19 protein-coding genes and 1 other RNA gene are annotated in these 18,315 nt (G+C 63.9%); 9 read left to right on the top strand and 11 right to left on the bottom strand.

What is annotated here, in order from left to right:
• Nucleotides 1–69 precede the first annotated feature (69 nt).
• From ACK1VC_RS04360 to ACK1VC_RS04335, 6 genes are all read right to left on the bottom strand, one after another.
• Nucleotides 70–1,071, bottom strand: coding sequence for an extracellular solute-binding protein (locus ACK1VC_RS04360; RefSeq protein ID WP_016489739.1), 1,002 nt, complete (start codon nt 1,069–1,071; stop codon nt 70–72).
• Nucleotides 1,072–1,191: 120 nt separating this feature from the next.
• Nucleotides 1,192–2,415, bottom strand: coding sequence for a 2-octaprenyl-3-methyl-6-methoxy-1,4-benzoquinol hydroxylase (locus ACK1VC_RS04355; RefSeq protein ID WP_016489740.1), 1,224 nt, complete (start codon nt 2,413–2,415; stop codon nt 1,192–1,194).
• Nucleotides 2,416–2,418: 3 nt separating this feature from the next.
• Nucleotides 2,419–2,901 (bottom strand): DUF4442 domain-containing protein, encoded by a 483-nt coding sequence (locus ACK1VC_RS04350; protein WP_016489741.1) that lies wholly within the window; start codon nt 2,899–2,901, stop codon nt 2,419–2,421.
• A complete protein-coding gene (gene ubiH, locus ACK1VC_RS04345; protein ID WP_096426897.1) occupies nt 2,898–4,097 on the bottom strand; it encodes a 2-octaprenyl-6-methoxyphenyl hydroxylase in 1,200 nt (399 codons plus the stop codon). The genes ACK1VC_RS04350 and ubiH overlap by 4 nt, the downstream gene beginning before the upstream one ends.
• Entirely contained in the window at nt 4,094–5,428 is a 1,335-nt protein-coding gene (gene pepP, locus ACK1VC_RS04340; RefSeq protein WP_016489743.1) for a Xaa-Pro aminopeptidase, read from the bottom strand. The genes ubiH and pepP overlap by 4 nt, the downstream gene beginning before the upstream one ends.
• Nucleotides 5,429–5,449: 21 nt before the next feature.
• Nucleotides 5,450–6,004 carry a YecA/YgfB family protein gene (locus tag ACK1VC_RS04335; protein WP_016489744.1) on the bottom strand — a complete coding sequence of 185 codons (555 nt, stop codon included), beginning with the start codon at nt 6,002–6,004 and terminating at the stop codon, nt 5,450–5,452.
• Nucleotides 6,005–6,185: 181 nt separating this feature from the next.
• Between ACK1VC_RS04335 and ACK1VC_RS04330 the strand changes: the two genes are divergently transcribed.
• The 4 genes from ACK1VC_RS04330 to ACK1VC_RS04315 all read left to right on the top strand — a co-directional run bounded on the left by ACK1VC_RS04330 (nt 6,186) and on the right by ACK1VC_RS04315 (nt 7,577).
• Entirely contained in the window at nt 6,186–6,368 is a 183-nt protein-coding gene (locus ACK1VC_RS04330) for a TIGR02449 family protein (protein ID WP_029886233.1), read from the top strand.
• On the top strand, nt 6,365–6,685 hold the full coding sequence (locus ACK1VC_RS04325; protein WP_016489745.1) for a cell division protein ZapA: 321 nt from the start codon (nt 6,365–6,367) through the stop codon (nt 6,683–6,685). The genes ACK1VC_RS04330 and ACK1VC_RS04325 overlap by 4 nt, the downstream gene beginning before the upstream one ends.
• A 17-nt stretch (nt 6,686–6,702) precedes the next feature.
• Nucleotides 6,703–6,882: non-coding RNA, 6S RNA (gene ssrS, locus ACK1VC_RS04320), on the top strand.
• Between the two features lie 86 nt (nt 6,883–6,968).
• On the top strand, nt 6,969–7,577 hold the full coding sequence (locus ACK1VC_RS04315; protein ID WP_024718086.1) for a 5-formyltetrahydrofolate cyclo-ligase: 609 nt from the start codon (nt 6,969–6,971) through the stop codon (nt 7,575–7,577).
• A 19-nt stretch (nt 7,578–7,596) separates the two neighbouring features.
• Here the strand turns inward: ACK1VC_RS04315 and ACK1VC_RS04310 are convergent, their stop codons facing one another.
• Nucleotides 7,597–7,749: a hypothetical protein gene (locus ACK1VC_RS04310; RefSeq protein WP_016489747.1), complete on the bottom strand. Its 153-nt coding sequence runs from the start codon at nt 7,747–7,749 to the stop codon at nt 7,597–7,599.
• A gap of 179 nt (nt 7,750–7,928) precedes the next feature.
• Between ACK1VC_RS04310 and ACK1VC_RS04305 the strand changes: the two genes are divergently transcribed.
• The 4 genes from ACK1VC_RS04305 (at nt 7,929) to ACK1VC_RS04290 (ending at nt 13,264) form a co-directional block, all read left to right on the top strand.
• Nucleotides 7,929–8,378, top strand: a complete 450-nt coding sequence (locus tag ACK1VC_RS04305; protein WP_016489748.1) for an EVE domain-containing protein — start codon at nt 7,929–7,931, stop codon at nt 8,376–8,378.
• A gap of 95 nt (nt 8,379–8,473) precedes the next feature.
• Nucleotides 8,474–9,433, top strand: coding sequence for an HlyD family secretion protein (locus ACK1VC_RS04300; protein WP_191087095.1), 960 nt, complete (start codon nt 8,474–8,476; stop codon nt 9,431–9,433).
• Nucleotides 9,430–12,150 carry a ribosome-associated ATPase/putative transporter RbbA gene (gene rbbA / locus ACK1VC_RS04295; RefSeq protein WP_191087096.1) on the top strand — a complete coding sequence of 907 codons (2,721 nt, stop codon included), beginning with the start codon at nt 9,430–9,432 and terminating at the stop codon, nt 12,148–12,150. Before ACK1VC_RS04300 ends, rbbA begins: the two co-directional genes overlap by 4 nt.
• 1 nt (nt 12,151) lies before the next feature.
• Complete coding sequence (locus ACK1VC_RS04290) at nt 12,152–13,264, top strand: ABC transporter permease (protein ID WP_023048875.1); 1,113 nt, start codon at nt 12,152–12,154, stop codon at nt 13,262–13,264.
• 114 nt (nt 13,265–13,378) lie between these two features.
• Here ACK1VC_RS04290 and ACK1VC_RS04285 read toward each other — a convergent pair whose 3' ends face one another.
• Nucleotides 13,379–13,783 carry a flagellar basal body-associated protein FliL gene (locus ACK1VC_RS04285; protein WP_016489751.1) on the bottom strand — a complete coding sequence of 135 codons (405 nt, stop codon included), beginning with the start codon at nt 13,781–13,783 and terminating at the stop codon, nt 13,379–13,381.
• Between the two features lie 157 nt (nt 13,784–13,940).
• Here ACK1VC_RS04285 and ACK1VC_RS04280 point away from each other — a divergent pair, with 157 nt between their 5' ends.
• The gene (locus tag ACK1VC_RS04280; RefSeq protein ID WP_023048874.1) at nt 13,941–14,918 is read left to right on the top strand and encodes an NADPH:quinone oxidoreductase family protein; all 978 of its coding nucleotides are present in this window, start codon (nt 13,941–13,943) and stop codon (nt 14,916–14,918) included.
• A gap of 33 nt (nt 14,919–14,951) precedes the next feature.
• Here the strand turns inward: ACK1VC_RS04280 and ACK1VC_RS04275 are convergent, their stop codons facing one another.
• From ACK1VC_RS04275 to ubiD, 3 genes are all read right to left on the bottom strand, one after another.
• On the bottom strand, nt 14,952–15,602 hold the full coding sequence (locus ACK1VC_RS04275; RefSeq protein WP_016489753.1) for a gamma-glutamylcyclotransferase: 651 nt from the start codon (nt 15,600–15,602) through the stop codon (nt 14,952–14,954).
• Nucleotides 15,603–15,848: 246 nt separating this feature from the next.
• Nucleotides 15,849–16,817 carry a CDP-6-deoxy-delta-3,4-glucoseen reductase gene (locus tag ACK1VC_RS04270; protein WP_016489754.1) on the bottom strand — a complete coding sequence of 323 codons (969 nt, stop codon included), beginning with the start codon at nt 16,815–16,817 and terminating at the stop codon, nt 15,849–15,851.
• The gene (ubiD, locus tag ACK1VC_RS04265; RefSeq protein WP_016489755.1) at nt 16,817–18,283 is read right to left on the bottom strand and encodes a 4-hydroxy-3-polyprenylbenzoate decarboxylase; all 1,467 of its coding nucleotides are present in this window, start codon (nt 18,281–18,283) and stop codon (nt 16,817–16,819) included. Before ubiD ends, ACK1VC_RS04270 begins: the two co-directional genes overlap by 1 nt.
• Nucleotides 18,284–18,315 lie beyond the last annotated feature (32 nt).

The raw sequence follows: 18,315 nt of genomic DNA, 5'->3' as shown, positions 1-18,315 counted from the left end.
CGTTAGTGTGGGCGCGGGCTTGTCCCGCGAAGGGGCCTCTGAAGGCCCCGGAAGGATACGGCCTGGCGCTTAGTTGTAGCCAGCGCGATCCATCAAACGAATGGCTTCGGCCTGACGCTTGCCGGCAATTTCCACCGGAATGCTGTCAGCCTTGAAGCTGCCCCATGCCGCCACTTCCTCGGAAGGCTTGACCTTCGGGTTGGCCGGGAACTCCTGGTTGATGTCGGCGAACAGCTTTTGCGCGTCTTCACCTGTCATCCACTCCACCAGCTTTTTCGCCGCTTCCGGGTGTGGCGCATGCTTGGTCAGGCCAATACCCGACAGGTTGACGTGCACGCCACGGTCACCCTGGTTGGGCCAGAAGATCTTCACCGGCAGGTTCGGGTTTTGCTTGTGCAGGCGGCCGTAGTAATAGGTGTTGACCACGCCCACGTCACACTGGCCGGCCTCGATGGCCTGGATTACCGCGTTGTCGTCGGAGAACACGTCGGTGGACAGGTTGTTGACCCAGCCTTTGACGATTTGCTCCGTTTTCGCCTCGCCATGTGTCTCGATCAGGGTGGCGGTGAGCGACTGGTTGTACACCTTCTTTGCCGTGCGCAGGCACAGGCGGCCTTCCCACTGTTTGTCGGCCAAGGCTTCGTAGGTGCTCAACTCCTCGGGCTTGACCCGCTCGGTGGAGTAGATGATGGTGCGGGCGCGCAGGCTCAGGCCCGTCCAGTCATGGGACGAGGCGCGGTACTGCGGCGGAATGTTCTGGTCGATGATGTCGGACTTGATCGGCTGCAGGATGCCCATCTGCTCGGCTTGCCACAGGTTGCCGGCATCGACGGTCAACAGCAGGTCGGCCACGCCGTTGTCGCCCTCGGCCTTGATGCGCTGCATCAGCGGGGCTTCCTTGTCGGTGATGAACTTGATCTTGACCCCGGTCTTGGCGGTGTAGGCATCGAACACCGGCTTGATCAGCTCGTCGATGCGCGAGGAGTACACCACCACTTCATCCGCCGCTTGGGCAGTGCCGCCGAACAGGGTCAGGGCCAGGGCGGCCAGTAGGGGCTTGCGTGGCAACATGGGAAGCACTCCTCGGATCGTTTGAGAGGTGCGAATGGTAGTGAATCCCATTTTCTGGCTCATCTACCTAGCAGTTACCGGATGTTGCAGAGCTTGCACCGCCCATTGCAGGAGCAACCCTCAGGCTTTGGCCAGATCCGGCAGATCACCACTCAAACCCAGCGCCTGGCGTACAAACAGCGCCTTGGCCTCCGGCATCTGCTCCACCAGTTTCAACCCGCTGTTACGCAACCAGCGCAACGGCAGCGGGTTGGCCTGGAACAAGCGCTCGAAGCCCTCCATTGCTGCCATCAGCGCCAGGTTGTGCGGCATGCGCCGCCGCTCGTAACGGCTCAACACCTTCACATCCGCCAGCCGCTCACCGCGCTCGCAAGCGTTGACCAGCACTTCGGCCAGTACTGCGGCATCGAGGAAGCCCAGGTTTACACCCTGCCCCGCCAGCGGGTGGATGGTGTGCGCAGCATCGCCGATCAAGGCCAGGCCTTCATCCACATAGCGCTTGGCGTGGCGCTGGCGCAGCGGCACGCATACCCGCGGGTCGGCCTGCAGCACCTCCCCCAGGCGCCCCTCGAAGGCCCGCTCCAGGGCCTGCAGGAAGGCAGCTTCATCCAGTGCCATCAGCTGCTCGGCATGCTCCGGGGTGGTCGACCATACAATCGAGCACCAGTCCTGCTGGCCATCACGGGTCAACGGCAGGAAAGCCAACGGCCCCTCATCGGTGAAACGCTGCCAGGCCGTGCCCTGGTGCCCGGCACTGCAACGCACACTGGTGACGATGGCATGGTGAAGGTAATCCCATTCGCGGGTTTCGCAGCCCGCCAGGCGCCGCACCGCTGATTGGGCACCGTCGGCGGCAACCACCAGCGGTGCACGCAGCTGCCGGCCATCGGCCAGGGTCAGCAACCACTCGTCTCCCGAGCGACGCAACTGCTCCATCCGCGCGTTGGGCAGCAGGCCGATGTCGCTGTCGTGCAGGCGCTCCAGCAGGCCATCCTGCACCACCCGGTTCTCGACGATATGGCCAAGCACGTGGGCGTGCACGCTGGCGGCCGAGAAATGAATCTGCCCAGTGCCGCTGCCGTCCCACACATGCATGTCGGAATACGGCGTGGCACGCCGCTGGGCAATGCCGTCCCACGCGCCAAGGCGCTCGAGGATGCGCTGGCTGGCCGCCGACAGCGCGCTGACACGTGGCTCGAAGGGTGCCTGGGCGTCGAAGGGCTTGACCGTCAGCGGGCCGCCATCGAGCAAGAGGATTTGCAAGCCACTGTGGCGCAACGCCAGGGCCAGTGCGCTGCCGACCATACCGGCACCGACAATCAACAGATCTGCGCGCGTTTCCATGCCTTACGCCAGCCTCGCTTGCGGCTTGAGCCGCACGTATAGGGTTTTATCGACCCGCGCCACCAGTTCGCCGGCACCATCGCGGATATCGACCTGCAATCGCGGCAGGCACTTCTTGCCGGTGGCGGTCTGCTGGCGAATGTCGTCCAGCAGCGCGTCATCAACGTGAAATTCGGCATACACCGGGCCTTTGCCCGGCGAGATGAAATCGATGCTGGCGGCCTTGTCCCAGACGATGTAGTCGCGGCCCAGTTGCTCGATCAGCAGCAACATGTAGAAAGGGTCGACCATCGAATACAGGCTGCCACCGAACTGGGTACCGACATAGTTGCGGTTCCAGCGGGTCAACTTCATCGCCACTTTGACGCTGCGCAGGTCCGGGCTGATGGACTGCACGCGGATACCAGCACCCAGGTACGGCGGGTAGAGGTTCAGCATCCAGCGCAACATGCGTGCACGGCGTGCCAGTTTACGCGGGTTGCTCATGCCTGCCCTCGCGGATCGGGGCGGGTGCCAAGGCCCATGGCCTGGCGGGCGAACCAGCTTTTGGCCGGCGGCAACAGGTCGAGCCCCAGCAGGCCGAGGTTACGACCGGCGGCCAGCAACGGCTGATTGCTGCCAAACAGGCGGGTGACCTGGTCGGAAAAGCCAATGGTCATGGCCTGGTCCAGACGCTGGCGCTGGGCATAAGCCTGCAGCGTGGCCAGGTCGCCAGGCTGCTGCGGGCCGGCCAGCAACGCGTCGGCCAGCGACTGCACATCGCGCAGCGACAGGTTGAAGCCCTGGCCAGCGATGGGGTGCAGGCTGTGCGCGGCATTGCCCAGTACCACCAGGTGCGGCCGCACCTGTTCCTGGGCCTCGATCAGTGACAGGGGGTAAAGGTGCCGTGCGCCGACCTGGCGCAGCGTGCCCAGGCGATAGCCAAACACGCCTTGCAGCTCGCGCAGGAAGCTGCGCTCGTCGATGTCGGCCAGGCGCCGCGCATCCATGCCCTGGCGGGTCCACACCAGTGCACAGCGGTTTTCCGGCAGCGGCAGCAGGGCCATGGGGCCTTCTTCGGTGAAGCGCTCGAACGCCTGGCCGCCGTGGGCCTCACCCGGGGTGATGTTGGCGATCAATGCGCTCTGCTGGTACGGCGTATGACGCACGTGAATACCCAACTGCTCGCGCAGCCCGGAACGGCCGCCGTCAGCCAGTACCGCCAGGTCGCATTCCAGCTGGGTGTCGTCATTCAACCCCAGGCGGTAACCGCCTTCGATAGCCTGCATCGAGGTCACTTCTGCCGGGCAGCGCCAACTCACCACGTCGCTGTCCAGCCCTTGCCACAGGCATTGGCCAAGCCAGGCGTTTTCCACCACGTAGCCCAGTGCCGGCACACCCTCTTCCTGGGCATCCAGGCGGGTGGCGCCGAAGCGGCCACGGTCAGACACGTGAATTTGCCGGATGGGCTCGGCACGCCGGCCAATGGCCTGCCAAAGGCCCTGCTGCTGGTAGATCTGCTGAGTACCGAACGACAACGCCGAAGAGCGCGCATCGTAGCTGGGCTGGAAGCTGTCGCCGGGTGCGAACGGCTCGATCAGGAGGATCTTCCAGCCGCGCGCCTTGGCCCCGGCCTGCAGGGTCAACGCCAGGCTTGCGCCCACCAGGCCACCGCCAATGATTGCCAGGTTCACGCGGCTCATGCGGCGTCCTTGCGGGCGGCCTGCATCAGCGCCTCGATCTCGGCAACCGTACGCGGCACGCCTGAAGTCAGGATTTCACAACCTTGCCTGGTCACCACCACGTCGTCCTCGATCCTTACACCAATGCCGCGCCATTTTTTGGCCACTGCCTGATTGTCGGCACCTATGTAGATGCCCGGCTCGACGGTCAGCGCCATGCCGGGTTCCAGCACACGCCATTCGCCGCCCACCTTGTACTCGCCCACATCGTGCACATCCATTCCCAGCCAATGGCCGGCACGGTGCATGTAGAAGGCGCGATAGGCCTCGCTGTCGATCAGCGCCTGCACCTCGCCGGTGAGCAGGCCCAGCTCCACCAGGCCTTCGGTAATGACCTTCACGGTCGCCTCGTGGGCGTGGTTCCAGTGCTTGCCCGGGGCGATTTCGGCAAACGCCGCGGCCTGCGCCTTGAGCACCAGCTCGTAAATGGCCTTCTGCTCGGGCGAAAAGCGCCCGCTGACCGGGAAGGTGCGGGTGATGTCGCTGGCGTAGCAGTCGATTTCGCAACCGGCGTCGATCAGCACCAGGTCGCCATCCTTGAGCAGGGCGTCATTCTGCTGATAGTGCAGGATGCAGCCATTACGCCCAGCCGCGACAATCGAGCCGTAGGCAGGCATCTTCGCGCCGCCCTTGCGGAACTCGTAATCCAGTTCGGCTTCCAGGCTGTATTCGTGCAGCCCGGCCCGGCAGGCCTGCATGGCACGCACATGTGCCCGCGCCGAGATGGCTGCGGCAGCCCGCATCACCTTCACTTCCGCAGCCGATTTATACAGGCGCATGTCGTGCAGCAGATGATCCAGCGCAACGAACTCGTTCGGCGGCTGCGCGCCCAGGCGGGCCTTGGAGCGGATCACGTTGATCCAGTCCATCAGCCGCCGGTCGAACTCGGGGTTGCTGCCCATGGCGCTGTATACCCGCTCGCGGCCTTCGATCAGGCCCGGCAGGATCTCGTCGATGTCAGTGATGGGGAAGGCATCGTCGGCGCCGAAATCGCGCACTGCGCCTTCCTGACCGGCCCGAAGCCCGTCCCACAGCTCGCGCTCCGGGTTACGCTCACGGCAGAACAGCACGTACTCGCCATGCTCACGCCCCGGGATCAGCGCAATGACCGCCTCAGGCTCCGGAAAGCCGCTGAGGTACTGAAAGTCGCTGTCCTGGCGGTATACGTGCTCGACGTCGCGGTTGCGGATGGCAACTGCGGCGGCAGGCAGGATGGCGATGCTGTTGGGGACCATCTGCGCCATCAGCGCCTTGCGCCGGCGGGCATACTCGGCCTTGGGAATGTGGCTCATGGGCAGACTACCCCCGGTTGATCAGTGCAGCGATGGCTTGGGCGCGGGTGCGGCCGGCTTGGCCAGCTCCGAGAACAGCAGCAGAGGCGCCACGCGCAGGTATTCCATGACTTCCATGTAGTCGCTCTCGCCGTCTTCAGACTCTTCGAGGGCTTCCTGTACCTGGGAAATGGCCACCAGGTCCTGCAGCACATCCTTGGCTTCGTCGGACAGGTCCTTGCCCCCGGCATTCAGGCCGAAACCGGTAATGAACCCTTGGCACCACTGGCCCAGCGCGGTGGCGCGGTCGCTGAGGGCGGCGTCGTCGGAAGGCAGCAGCAGGACGATGGCCATATCGTCGCTGGTCAGCTCACCCTTGACCATTTCCTGCAGGCCGATCAGGGCGTTGCGCACGGTGTCACCGGGCTCGGTTTCCAGCAACTGGGCGGCATCGGCCAGCCAGGCATCGGCATCGAAACCGGCACCGGCGCAGCTGCGGCCGATCAGCAGGCCGTGCAGTTCGGCCGGGGTGACAGGATGACCATTGCTCGAGAGCAGCATGGCGAAGGCGATGTAAGGCGATTGGGTATTGGGCATGGGCAGCTAGGCGCCAGACGGCGCAATGACTAGAATGGAGGCCTTGTATCCTAGCACCGGCAGGCGCGCCAAGACCATCGGCACTGGCCGTCGCCGCCCAGGGAGAGGCATCATCGCCAGGTGACTCAACGACGGAGCGAATCGAGTGCAACCCACGCAAGAGAACGACCTTCAGGCACTGATGAGCCGATTCGAGTTGCTGATCGAACGCGTCGAGCAACTAAAACGGCAAAATGCACTCCTAGTAGCTCAGGAAAAATCCTGGCGCGAAGAGCGCGCCCACCTCATCGAAAAGAACGAGATCGCCAAGCGCAAGGTCGAGTCGATGATCTTACGCCTCAAGGCTCTGGAGCAAGACTCATGAGTTCAAGCAATAGCGTCACCGTGCAGATCCTCGACAAAGAATACTCGATCATCTGCCCGCCGGAAGAGCGCAACAACCTGGTCAGCGCCGCGCGCTACCTGGACGGCAAGATGCGCGAGATCCGCAGCAGCGGCAAGGTGATTGGCGCCGACCGCATCGCGGTCATGGCGGCATTGAACATTACCCACGAAATGCTGCACCGCCAGGAAGACCGCACCGAAGCTCCGGCCAGCAGCACCAATCGCGAACAGGTGCGCGACCTGCTGGATCGGGTAGATAAGGCATTGTCCGACGACACGGATACCAAAATCGGTTGAGATTGGTATACTGGCGCCACTCCCTGGTGGATGCGCCAGTCGGTTATGTCCCTGAGCCGATACGCACAACCACGGGGGTTGCACGCTGGGGCCGGTGTGCATGTCCGCCCGACGGAAAGCCTTAACGCCCCCTGCAATCTCCACCTTGAACTTTCGGGTTCAAGGGCTACACCGACAGCGGTCTGACCGGGGAGCCTGAATTCTGTTGCCCGCCCCTCAAGGCGGGCGATTCGCTTTGGCCGACCTTGCAGTGGCGGCCAGCCCTCCTGGGATCGCTCGTGCCATGACCGACACCGCGCCGCTCACCCGCCCCCAGCTCCGTCGCCTGCTTCGCAATGCCCGCCGTGCCCTCACCCCTGCCCAGCAACGCCAGGCCACCCTCGGCCTGTATCGCCAGCTGGCACAGCATCCGTTGTTCCGCCGCGCCCGGCACATTGCCTTGTATCTGCCCAACGACGGCGAAATCGACCCTTGCCTGTTGATGCGCGAAGCCCAGCGTCGCGGCAAACGCACCTACCTGCCGGTGCTGCACGCCTGGCCGCGCACGCGCATGGTGTTCCAACGGTTCGAGCAGGGCGAAAAGCTCAAGCCCAATCGTTTCCGCATTCCCGAGCCGCTCACGGACCGCAGGCGCCAGCGGCCGGTCTGGGCGCTGGACCTGATCCTGCTACCGCTGGTCGGTTTTGACGAAGTGGGCGGGCGCCTGGGCATGGGGGGTGGGTTCTATGATCGCAGCCTGGCCTACCAGGCACGTCGGCAAACCTGGAAAAAACCATTGCTGCTGGGGCTGGCGCACGAATGCCAGAAGGTCGAGCGGCTGGCGCAAGCCAGTTGGGATGTACCGCTGCAAGGGACGGTCTCGGACCGTGACTGGTACCTGGCGCCGCGTTGAGCGGCGCCAGCGGAGGGCATCAACGTTGTGGCTGGCTGGCGTCAACCGGCATTTGATAGGCGCTGTCCAGCTTGCGCTCCCACAAACCCTGCGCATAACCGGTAGTGACCACACCCAGGCCAAAAATGAACACCAGAATCCACAGCAGATCCGGCTTTTTGCGTTGATTCATCGAAGATTGCCCCCCAGGCAAACTGTTCAGTGCTTGGCGATTTTCTGAGTATCACCAGCGGATCGCGCTTTAAACGGGGCGCATTTTCCGACAACCTGCGTCCGCAAGCAAACCTTGACGCCAACCGGCTGTCGGTTTCGTGCAACAGGTTATTTCAAACCTTTTCAGGAGCAGTATCCATGGCCTACTGGCTGATGAAATCCGAGCCCGACGAACTGTCCATCGAAGGCTTGGGCCGCCTGGGCGAAGCGCGCTGGGACGGCGTGCGCAATTATCAAGCGCGGAATTTCCTGCGGGCCATGAACGTAGGTGACGAATTTTTCTTCTACCACTCCAGTTGCCCGCAACCGGGCATTGCCGGCATTGCCAGAATCATCCGCGCGGCTTATCCCGACCCCACCGCGCTGGACCCACAAAGCCACTACTACGACGCCAAGGCCACGGCCGACAAGAACCCATGGAGTGCAGTGGATGTGGCCCATGTGCAAACCCTGCCGCGGGTACTGGAACTGGGCAGGCTGAAGCAGCAGTCCGGTCTGGCCGAGTTGCCGCTAGTACAAAAGGGCAGCCGGCTGTCGGTCATGCCGGTGACCCCCGAACAATGGGCGGTAATTGTCGCGCTTCGTTGAATCCGTGGCTAAGGTCAAGGGTTTGACCGATATCAACACGCCACGCGTGGCCCCGCGCCATGATGTGGTGTGCATGAGCGCAAGGATGCAGAACGATGAACCGATACGCCCCCAGAATCTTCGCCACCGCGCTGATCGCCCTGCTCGCTGCAGCCGGAGGGCTGGGGTACTGGAAGTCGCTCCACGACCAGTTGCCCGAAGGACTGAGTATGGGCAACGGCCGCCTCGAAGCCACCGAAGTCCAGATTGCCAGTAAAGTCCCCGGTCGCCTGGCAGAAGTGCTGGTCGACGAAGGTGACAAGGTTACCCGCGGCCAGTTGCTGGCGCGCATCGACACCCGCACCATGCAAGCCCAGCGCAGCCAGGCCGAAGCCGAAGTGCTGCGCGCCCGGGAAAACTACGCCGCCGCCCAGGCCAGCGTGCAACTGCGTCAAAGCGAGCTGTTGCTGGCCAGCCAGGAGCTCAAGCGCGTGCGCGAAATTTTCCAGCGCAAATACGCGAGCCAGCAGTTACTCGACCAGCAACAGGCACGCTTTGACACTGCCAACGCAGCCGTGGTCGCCGCCCGCGCCCAACTGGCAGCGATCAAGGCTGCCATCGGTGCCGCCGAGGCCCAGGTGGCGCAGCTCACCAGCGAAATCGACGACAGCAGCTTGCGTGCGCCCATCAACGGCATTATCCAGCTGCGCCTGGCCGAGCCCGGTGAAGTGCTGGGTGCCGGCGGTCGCGTGCTGATGCTGATCGACCCCAGCGACCAGTACATGAACCTGTACCTCCCAGCGTCCACCAGCGGCCAGCTGACCGTAGGTGACCCGGCGCGCATCGTGCTGGACGCCCTGCCCGAACGTGCCTTGCCGGCCAAGGTGGCCTTTGTCGCCGCCAAGGCCCAGTTCACCCCCAAACAGGTAGAAACCCGCGACGAGCGGCAAAAGCTGGTGTTCCGGGTCAAGCTTCGCCTGACCGACCCAGGCGCCGTGCCGCAGGCCAAACCGGGCATGCCCGGCGCTGGGTATGTGCGCACGGCTGAGGTGGACTGGCCGGCCAACCTGCAATGAACGCCCCGGCACTGCTGGCCGAGGGCATCAGCCACCGCTACGGCGACCTGGTGGCCCTGCACACCCTCGATTTCAGCCTGCCTGCAGGCACCCGCTGCGCGCTTATCGGCCCTGATGGCGCCGGGAAATCAACCTTGCTGGGGTTGATTGCAGGCGTCAAACGCCTGCAACAGGGCGAACTGCAGGTGCTGGGTGGCTCGATCCGCCAGCGGCGTCATCGCGCGGCGCTGTACCCGAAAGTGGCGTTCATGCCACAGGGGCTGGGCAACAACCTGTACCCGGAGCTGTCGATCAGCGAGAACATTCGCTTTTTCGCCACCCTGTTCGGGCTGGGCCGCCGCGAGTGCGACCAGCGCATGGCCAACCTGCTGCAGGCCACCGACCTGCAACGCTTTGCCAAGCGGCCGGCCGGCAAGCTGTCGGGTGGCATGAAGCAGAAGCTGGGGCTGTGCTGCGCGCTGATCCACGAGCCGGACCTGCTGATCCTCGACGAACCCACCACCGGCGTGGACCCGCTGTCGCGTCGGCGCTTCTGGGAGCTGGTCGAACAGGTTCGCGCACAGCGCCCGCAGCTGACCCTGCTGGTGGCTACCGCCTACATGGAAGAGGCCGAACAGTTCGAGCATTGCCTGATGCTCGATGGCGGCCACCTGCTGGCCGCAGGCCCGAGCCACGAACTGGCTGCCGTCACCCCAAGCGGCAAGCTGGACGACGCCTTCACCCACTACCAGGGCGCGGGCAAGGCGCAGCATCAACCCTTGCGCATCCCACCGCGCCCGGCCACAGACAGCCCGGTCGCCATCGAGGCCCACGACCTGACCCTGCGCTTTGGCGATTTCACGGCGGTAGACAAGGTCAGTTTCGCCATTGGCCGTGGCGAGATCTTCGGCTTTCTCGGTTCCAACGGCTGCGGCAAGACCACCACCATGAAGGTGCTCACCGGCTTGATGCCGGCCAGCGAGGGCAGCGCCAGCCTGCTGGGGCGCCCGGTGGACGCCAGTGACCTGGCCACGCGTAAGCGGGTCGGTTTCATGTCGCAGAGTTTCTCGCTTTATGGCGAGCTCAGCACCCGACAGAACCTGGCCTTGCATGCCCGCCTGTTCGACTTGCCCAAAGCCGAGAGCACCCCGCGCATCGATGAGCTGATCGCGCGCTTCGACCTCGCTGCTATCGCTGATCAACCTTCCGGCGCCCTGCCCCTTGGCCTGCGCCAGCGCCTGTCGTTGGCGGTGGCGGTGCTGCACCGCCCGGAAGTGTTGATTCTCGACGAACCAACCTCCGGCGTCGATCCCGCCGCTCGGGACGACTTCTGGCGCCTGCTGGTTGAACTATCACGCGAACAGGGCGTAACCATTTTCCTCTCAACCCATTTCATGAACGAAGCCCAGCGCTGCGACCGCATCTCGTTGATGCATGCCGGCCGGGTACTGGCCTGCGACACGCCCGATGCCCTGCAGCGCCAGTACCAGGGCGACACCCTGGAGGATGCGTTCGTGCGCTGCCTGGAGCAGGCCCAGGAGCTCGCGCCGCAAGCCGCAGATAACGCCGTGCTGGAGCAGGCAGCCACGGCCGCCCCGCCACTGCGTCAGGGCTTCAGCCTGCGCCGCCTGCTGGCGGTGGCCAGCCGTGAGGGCAAGGAGCTGCTGCGTGACAAGGTGCGCCTGGCCTTCGCCCTGCTGGGCGCGCTGTTCATGATGGTGATCTTCGGCTACGGCATTTCGCTGGATGTGGAAAACCTTGCCTTCGCCGTGCACGATCAGGACCAGAGCCCACAAAGCCGGGCCTACCTCGAAGCCTTCCGTGGCTCACGCTATTTTGCCGAACAGGCGCCGATTCGTGACAGCCGCGAGATGCATCAACGCCTGCAACGTTCGGAAATCAAACTGGCGCTGGAGATCCCGCCCGGCTTTGGCCGCGACCTGTACGCCGGGCGCCAACCGGTGGTGGCGGCCTGGCTCGACGGCGGCATGCCGTTCCGTGCAGAAACCAGCCGCAACTACGTGGAAGCCGTGCACCAGGCCAACCTTGAGCAACTGGCAAAGGCCAGCCCCCAGCCGCAGCCGCGCCAGGACCTGGTGCGCCTGGAAACGCGTTTTCGCTACAACCAGGACGTGGTCAGCGTAAATGCCATCGGCCCGGGCGTGATGGCGCTGATTTTGGCCTTTATTCCGGCCATGCTCACCGCGCTGGGCATTGTCCGCGAAAAAGAACTCGGCTCCATCACCAACTTCTACGCCACACCCCTCACCCGCCTGGAGTTCCTGCTTGGCAAGCAGGTGCCTTACCTGGCCGTGAGCCTGGTCAACCTGGCGCTGTTGGTGGCAATGAACCGCTGGCTGTTCGCCGTGCCGCTCAAAGGCAGTGTGCTGGCCCTGGCCTGTGGTGGCGTGGCCTACCTGCTGGCCACCACCAGCCTGGGCCTGCTGATCTCGGCCTTCACCCGCACCCAGATCGCAGCCATCCTGGGCACCATGATCATCACCAGCCTGCCGACCATCCAGTTTTCCGGGCTGATCGTGCCGCGCTCGTCACTGGACGGCGCAGCGGCGGTGATGGGTCAGCTGTTCCCGGCGGGCTACTTTCTCGATATCGCGGTCGGCACCTTCACCAAGGCGCTGGGGCTGCGCGAGCTATGGCCGCAGTGCCTGATCCTGCTGGGCTTCTTCGCGGTGTTTACCGGCCTGAGCCTGGCCATGCTGAAGAAGCAGGAGGCCTGACATGTCGCGCCTGAACCACACCCTGCGCCTGGGCCTGAAAGAACTGACCAGCCTGCGCCATGACAGCGTACTGCTGCTGTTCCTGCTGTATGCCTTTAGCGTGGCGATCTACATGCCGGCGGCCGGCTCGGTGATTGGCGTACACAACGCCAGCGTAGCGGTCGTCGACGAAGACCACAGCCAGCTGTCGCGCAAACTGGCCGAAGCCCTGCAACCGCCCGAGTTCCAGCCCGCCGTACCGCTGCCCGCAGAACGCCTGGACCAGGCCATGGACAGCGGCGAGTACACCTTCGTGATCAATGTACCGGTGAACTTCCAGAGCGACCTGCTGGCCGGGCGCTCGCCGGAGCTGCAGATCAACGTCGACGCCACGGCCATGAGCCAGGCATTCATGGGCGCCGGCTACATCGGGCGCATCTTCGAGCGTGAACTGCTCGACTACACCCAGCGTGGCAACGTGCAAAGCCCGGTGCTGATCAACCCCAAGGCGCTGTTCAACCCCAACCTTGAGGGGGGCTGGTTCCTGGCGGTGATCCAGATCGTCAACAACATCACCATCCTGGCGATCATCCTCACTGGCACCGCACTGCTGCGCGAGCGTGAACATGGCACCCTCGACCACCTGCTGGTGCTGCCGCTCACCGCACTGGAAATCATGCTGGCGAAGATCGGCAGCAACGCGCTGGTGGTGGTGATCTGCACGTGGGTTTCGCTGGTGGTGGTGGTGAAAGGCGCACTGGGCGTGCCACTGTCCGGCTCGATGGGGCTGTTCCTGGCCGTGACTACGCTTTACCTGTTTGCCAGTACCGCGCTGGGCATCTTCCTGGCCACCCTGGCACGCTCGACGCCGCAGTTCGGCCTGCTGGCGATCCCGGTGATCATCCCGATGCTGTTGTTGTCTGGCGGCAGCACACCCCTGGACAGCATGCCGCAGTGGTTGCAATGGGTGATGCAGGGGTCGCCGTCGACGCACTTCGTCAGCCTGGGTACCGCGATCCTGTTCCGGGATGCCGGGTGGACAGTCGTGTGGCCGGATATCCTGGCGCTGGCGCTGATCGGCCTGGTGTTTTTCAGCGTCGCCCTGGCGCGGTTTCGCCGTAGCCTGGCCTCATGACACCTCAGGATCTATGGTCGGCAACTGTGGGAGCGGGCAAGCCCGCGAACACCGGCGAAGCCAGTGCCATTCACCGCGCCGCCTGCTTCGCGGGCTCGCCCGCTCCCACATTGATCACTGCACGATCAGGTTGTTGAACAGCAGGTCCTCGACGATCGGCTTGCCTTCTTCCGCTTCCAGCACCTGCTGCACCTGCTTCAGCGCCTCCTGGCGAAGGTGTTCCTTGGCCTCGACATTGCTCATGTTGTCCACGGTCTGCTGGGTGAACAGTGCCACCAGCTGGTTGCGGATCAGCGGTTCGTGGTGCTTTACCGCCTTGGCCGCTTCGTCGCCGGTCACGCGCAGGGCCACATCGGCCTTGTACACGCGCAGCCGTGGGCCGCCGTCGAGGGCATAGTTGCCCACAAAGGGTGGGCTCAGGCTGATGTAGGCAACCTTGGGCGCCCCTTCCTTGGCTTCTTCGGCCATGGCCGCAGCCGGCAACAGCAGCGCCAGCACCATCAAGATCCACGCTTTCACGAATTCGCTCCTCAATACAGTTGGCGCCAGCTTACCCAGCACGCCGCTCAAACCCAAGCCCGGGCTTATGCCGGCTCATCAGGGCGGGCCATGCTCGTTGACCCGGCAAGCGGCCCTCCTACACTTATCGGCCACTACCCGCAAAGGAATAGCCCCGATGAAAGCTGTGTTGTGCAAAACCCTGGGTCCGGCGCGCGATCTGGTACTGGAAGACGTGGCCAGCCCGCTGCCGAAGAAAACCGAGATCCTGCTGGATGTGCAGGCCGCCGGTGTCAACTTTCCCGACACCCTGATCATCGAGGGCAAATACCAATTTCAGCCACCGCTACCGTTTTCCCCCGGCGGCGAAGCTGCGGGCGTGGTGGCAGCAGTGGGCGAAAAAGCCGGCGCGTTCAAGGTCGGCGACCGGGTCATGGCACTCACCGGCTGGGGTTCGTTCGCCGAGCAGGTGGCAGTGCCGTTCTACAACGTGCTGCCGATCCCGGCGAGCATGGACTTCACCACCGCTGCGGCGTTTGGCATGACTTATGGCACCTCGATGCACGCCCTGCGCCAGCGCGGCCAACTGCAAGCAGGCGAGACGCTGCTGGTACTGGGCGCATCCGGCGGGGTCGGTCTGGCGGCGGTGGAAATCGGCAAGGCCATGGGTGCGCGGGTGATCGCGGCGGCCAGCAGTGCCGAAAAATTGGCCGTGGCCAAGGCTGCCGGGGCAGATGAACTGATCGATTACAGCCAGGCCAGCCTGCGCGAGGAAATCAAGCGCCTGACCGGCGGCCAGGGTGTGGACGTGATCTACGACCCGGTCGGCGGCGAGCTGTTCGAACAGGCAGTGCGCGGGCTGGCATGGAATGGCCGGCTGCTGGTGGTGGGGTTTGCCAGCGGCAGCATTCCACAACTGGCGACCAACCTGGTGCTGCTCAAAGGCGCGGCGGTGCTGGGGGTGTTCTGGGGCGCGTTCGCACAGCGCCAGCCCGAGGATAATGCGGCCAATTTCAAGCAGCTGTTTGCCTGGCATGCCGAAGGTAAGTTGAAGCCGCTGGTGTCGCAGACTTATCCACTGGCCGAGGCTGGGGCTGCCATCGAGAAACTGGGGCAGCGGCAGGCTGTGGGTAAGTTGGTGGTGCTGATGCATTGATTTTTTCTGGGGCCGCACAGCGGCCCCAAAAATTCAAACTTCACGCAGGTTATGGCAACGCCTGAACCGCGCCTCCAGGTTGCGATCAGGCATCTGGTGGCTGCGCAATGCGTTCAAGGTCTGCTCGACATAGTCGCGGGTGGTGCCATAACGCCCTTTGGCACTGGCCAGGATCTGGCTGAGCAAGGTGTCCGGCAGGTTGCCGGCATAGCACGGCAAATGCCGTTCCAGCACAAAGCCCAAGGCCTGCACCTTGCTGCCGTCGCCCAGCCGGCAATTGAGCCAGTGCGGCCGATAGGCCGGGTACGGCATCTCGCGTTGCCACAGGGCCATCAGCGAATCGTCCAGGTTGCTCTCATCCAGCCGGTAGGCAAAACCGCTGCAGGAACCACCGCGGTCCAGGCCAAACACCAGGCCGGGGGTTTCCGGTGTACCGCGATGTTCGTGCGACCACAGGTACAAGCCACGGTGATAGCCATGCACCCGTGCACGCTGGCGCTCCACTGAATTGCACTCCGGGCGCCAGATCAGCGAACCATAGGCAAACAGCCACACCGGCCCGCCCTGATGCCGAGACATGGTCGTCTTCATGGAGTTGAACAACTGGTCGCGAGTATGTTGCTGACCGAAGTCGAGTGCCGGAGGATACGAAACTTGCCAAGACATACTTTCAAGTGCCGACATAAGCTGCCGCCATTTATCCCTGTGAACTACGGATGTAGCGAGGTGCGATCAAGGTGCGGCCCCAAGCCTTGTGCCAAGGGCCTTGCACTAACCATAGGACAGAAATAGAGGAATACTCAAGCCCTTGAGCAAGACTTTAATGCGCGGTTCCGACGACTGGGTAAGTACTGTTTCAGCAACGGTGAAAGTTATTGGCCAAGGCGGTAACAATTACCGCCTTATACCCACTTGTTCCAACTTCGGTTATTAACCGCGTGGCGCGTAGGCAAACACATCCGCACGCATGCGATGTGCATCCATGCCGGCGTCGACCAGGGCGTCGAGGGTGGCGTAGATCATGTTCGGTGAGCCGCTCGCATACACATGCACGGTGTTGAGGTCGGCGATGTCCTCGCAGACCGCCTCATGCAACATGCCGCAGCGCCCCTCCCAACCGCACAGGTCACTGACGACCTGGTGCAGGAACAGGTTGGGCAAACGCTGCCATTCGTCCCAGTGCTCGATCTGGTAGAAGTCTTCGGGCCGGCGCACCCCCCAGTACAGGTGTACCGGGTGCTTGAAACCGTTGGCTCGGCAGTGCTCGAGCAGACTGTGCATCTGGCCCATGCCGGTGCCGGCGGCAATCAAGACCAACGGGCCGTCGGGCAGCTCAGCCAGGTGGGTGTCGCCAAACGGCATTTCGATGCGCGCCAGCCCGTCACGCCTGAGCTGCTCGATCAGTTGCAATGCGCTGGGTTCCCGCGCCAGCACGTGCAGCTCCAGCTCACGGCCGGCGTGAGGTGCTGAGGCCAGCGAGAACGCGGCAGGCTTGCCGCCCTCGCGCTCGATCATCAGGTACTGCCCGGCGTGGTAACGCAAGGGCTTGCCAGCCGGCGCACGCAGGCGCACCCGCCAGACATCGCCACCCACCTCGACGCATTCAGTGACGCTGCACGCCAGCTTGCGCACCGGCAGCTCGCCCAAGGCGAGCACACCATCCCAGAGCAACACACAGTCCTCCAGCGGCTCGGCAATACAGGTAAACAGCTCGCCATGGTCACGGACTTCGCCGCCCTGGCGTACCCGCCCTTCGACCAACAACGCGGCGCAGACATGGCAATTGCCATTGCGGCAGCTATTCGGGCAGTCATAGCCCAACCGCCGCGCTCCATCCAGGATCCGTTCCCCGGGTTCCAGCGCCAGCACCGCCCCGGACGGCTGCAACGTTACCTGCATCAATCTATTCCCAACTGATCCCACAGCTCATCGATACGGCGGGTGACGGCTTCGTCCTTGACGATGACCCGTCCCCATTCGCGTGTAGTCTCGCCCGGCCACTTGTGCGTGGCATCCAGGCCCATCTTCGACCCCAACCCCGATACCGGCGACGCGAAGTCCAGGTAGTCGATCGGCGTGTTGTCGATCATCACCGTATCACGCTTGGGGTCCATGCGCGTGGTGATGGCCCAGATCACATCGTTCCAGTCACGGGCGTTGATATCGTCATCGGTGACAATAACGAACTTGGTGTACATGAACTGTCGCAGGAACGACCATACACCCAGCATCACGCGCTTTGCATGACCTGGGTACTGCTTCTTCATGGTCACCACCGCCATGCGGTACGAGCAGCCTTCAGGCGGCAGGTAGAAGTCGGTGATTTCCGGGAACTGCTTCTGCAAGATCGGCACGAACACTTCGTTCAGCGCCACACCGAGAATGGCAGGCTCATCAGGCGGGCGCCCGGTGTAGGTGCTGTGGTAGATCGGCTTCTGCCGGTGGGTGATGCGCTCGACGGTGAACACCGGGAAGCTGTCCACCTCGTTGTAGTAGCCCGTGTGGTCGCCGTACGGGCCTTCCGGTGCCATTTCGCCCGGGTGGATCACCCCTTCCAGGATGATCTCGGCGGTGGCCGGTACTTGCAGGTTGCTGCCACGGCACTTGACCAGCTCGGTGCGGTTGCCGCGCAGCAGGCCGGCGAAGGCATACTCGGAGAGGGTGTCCGGCACCGGGGTCACGGCACCCAGGATGGTCGCCGGGTCAGCCCCCAGGGCCACGGCAACCGGGAACGGCTGGCCGGGGTTTTTCTCGCACCACTCACGGTAATCGAGGGCACCACCACGGTGGCTGAGCCAGCGCATGATGACCTTGTTGCGGCCGATGACCTGCTGGCGGTAGATGCCCAGGTTCTGGCGGTCCTTGTTCGGGCCACGGGTAACGGTAAGGCCCCAGGTGATCAGCGGCGCCACGTCGCCTGGCCAGCAGTGCTGGATCGGCAGTGCGCCGAGGTCGACATCGTCACCCTCGACCACCACTTCCTGGCACACCGCGTCCTTGACCACTTTCGGCGCCATCGATACGACTTTCTTGAAGATCGGCAGCTTCGACCAGGCGTCCTTCAGGCCCTTGGGGGGCTCGGGCTCCTTGAGGAAGGCCAGCAGCTTGCCGATTTCGCGCAGTTCATCGACCGACTCGGCGCCCATGCCCATGGCCACGCGCTCAGGGGTACCGAACAGGTTGCCCAGCACCGGGATGTCGAAGCCGGTGGGCTTTTCGAACAGCAATGCCGGGCCCTTCGCACGCAGGGTGCGGTCGCAGACCTCGGTCATTTCCAGGACGGGGGAGATCGGAACCTGGATGCGCTTGAGCTCGCCGCGCTGTTCCAGGCCACGGATGAAGTCGCGCAAGTCGCGATACTGCATGCAAAAGCCTCGTGTTGGCCGTATCGGTCGGG

The sequence above is a fragment of the Pseudomonas sp. XP2 genome (genome assembly GCF_053557975.1).
This window is presented reverse-complemented; position numbering and strand designations above follow the sequence as displayed.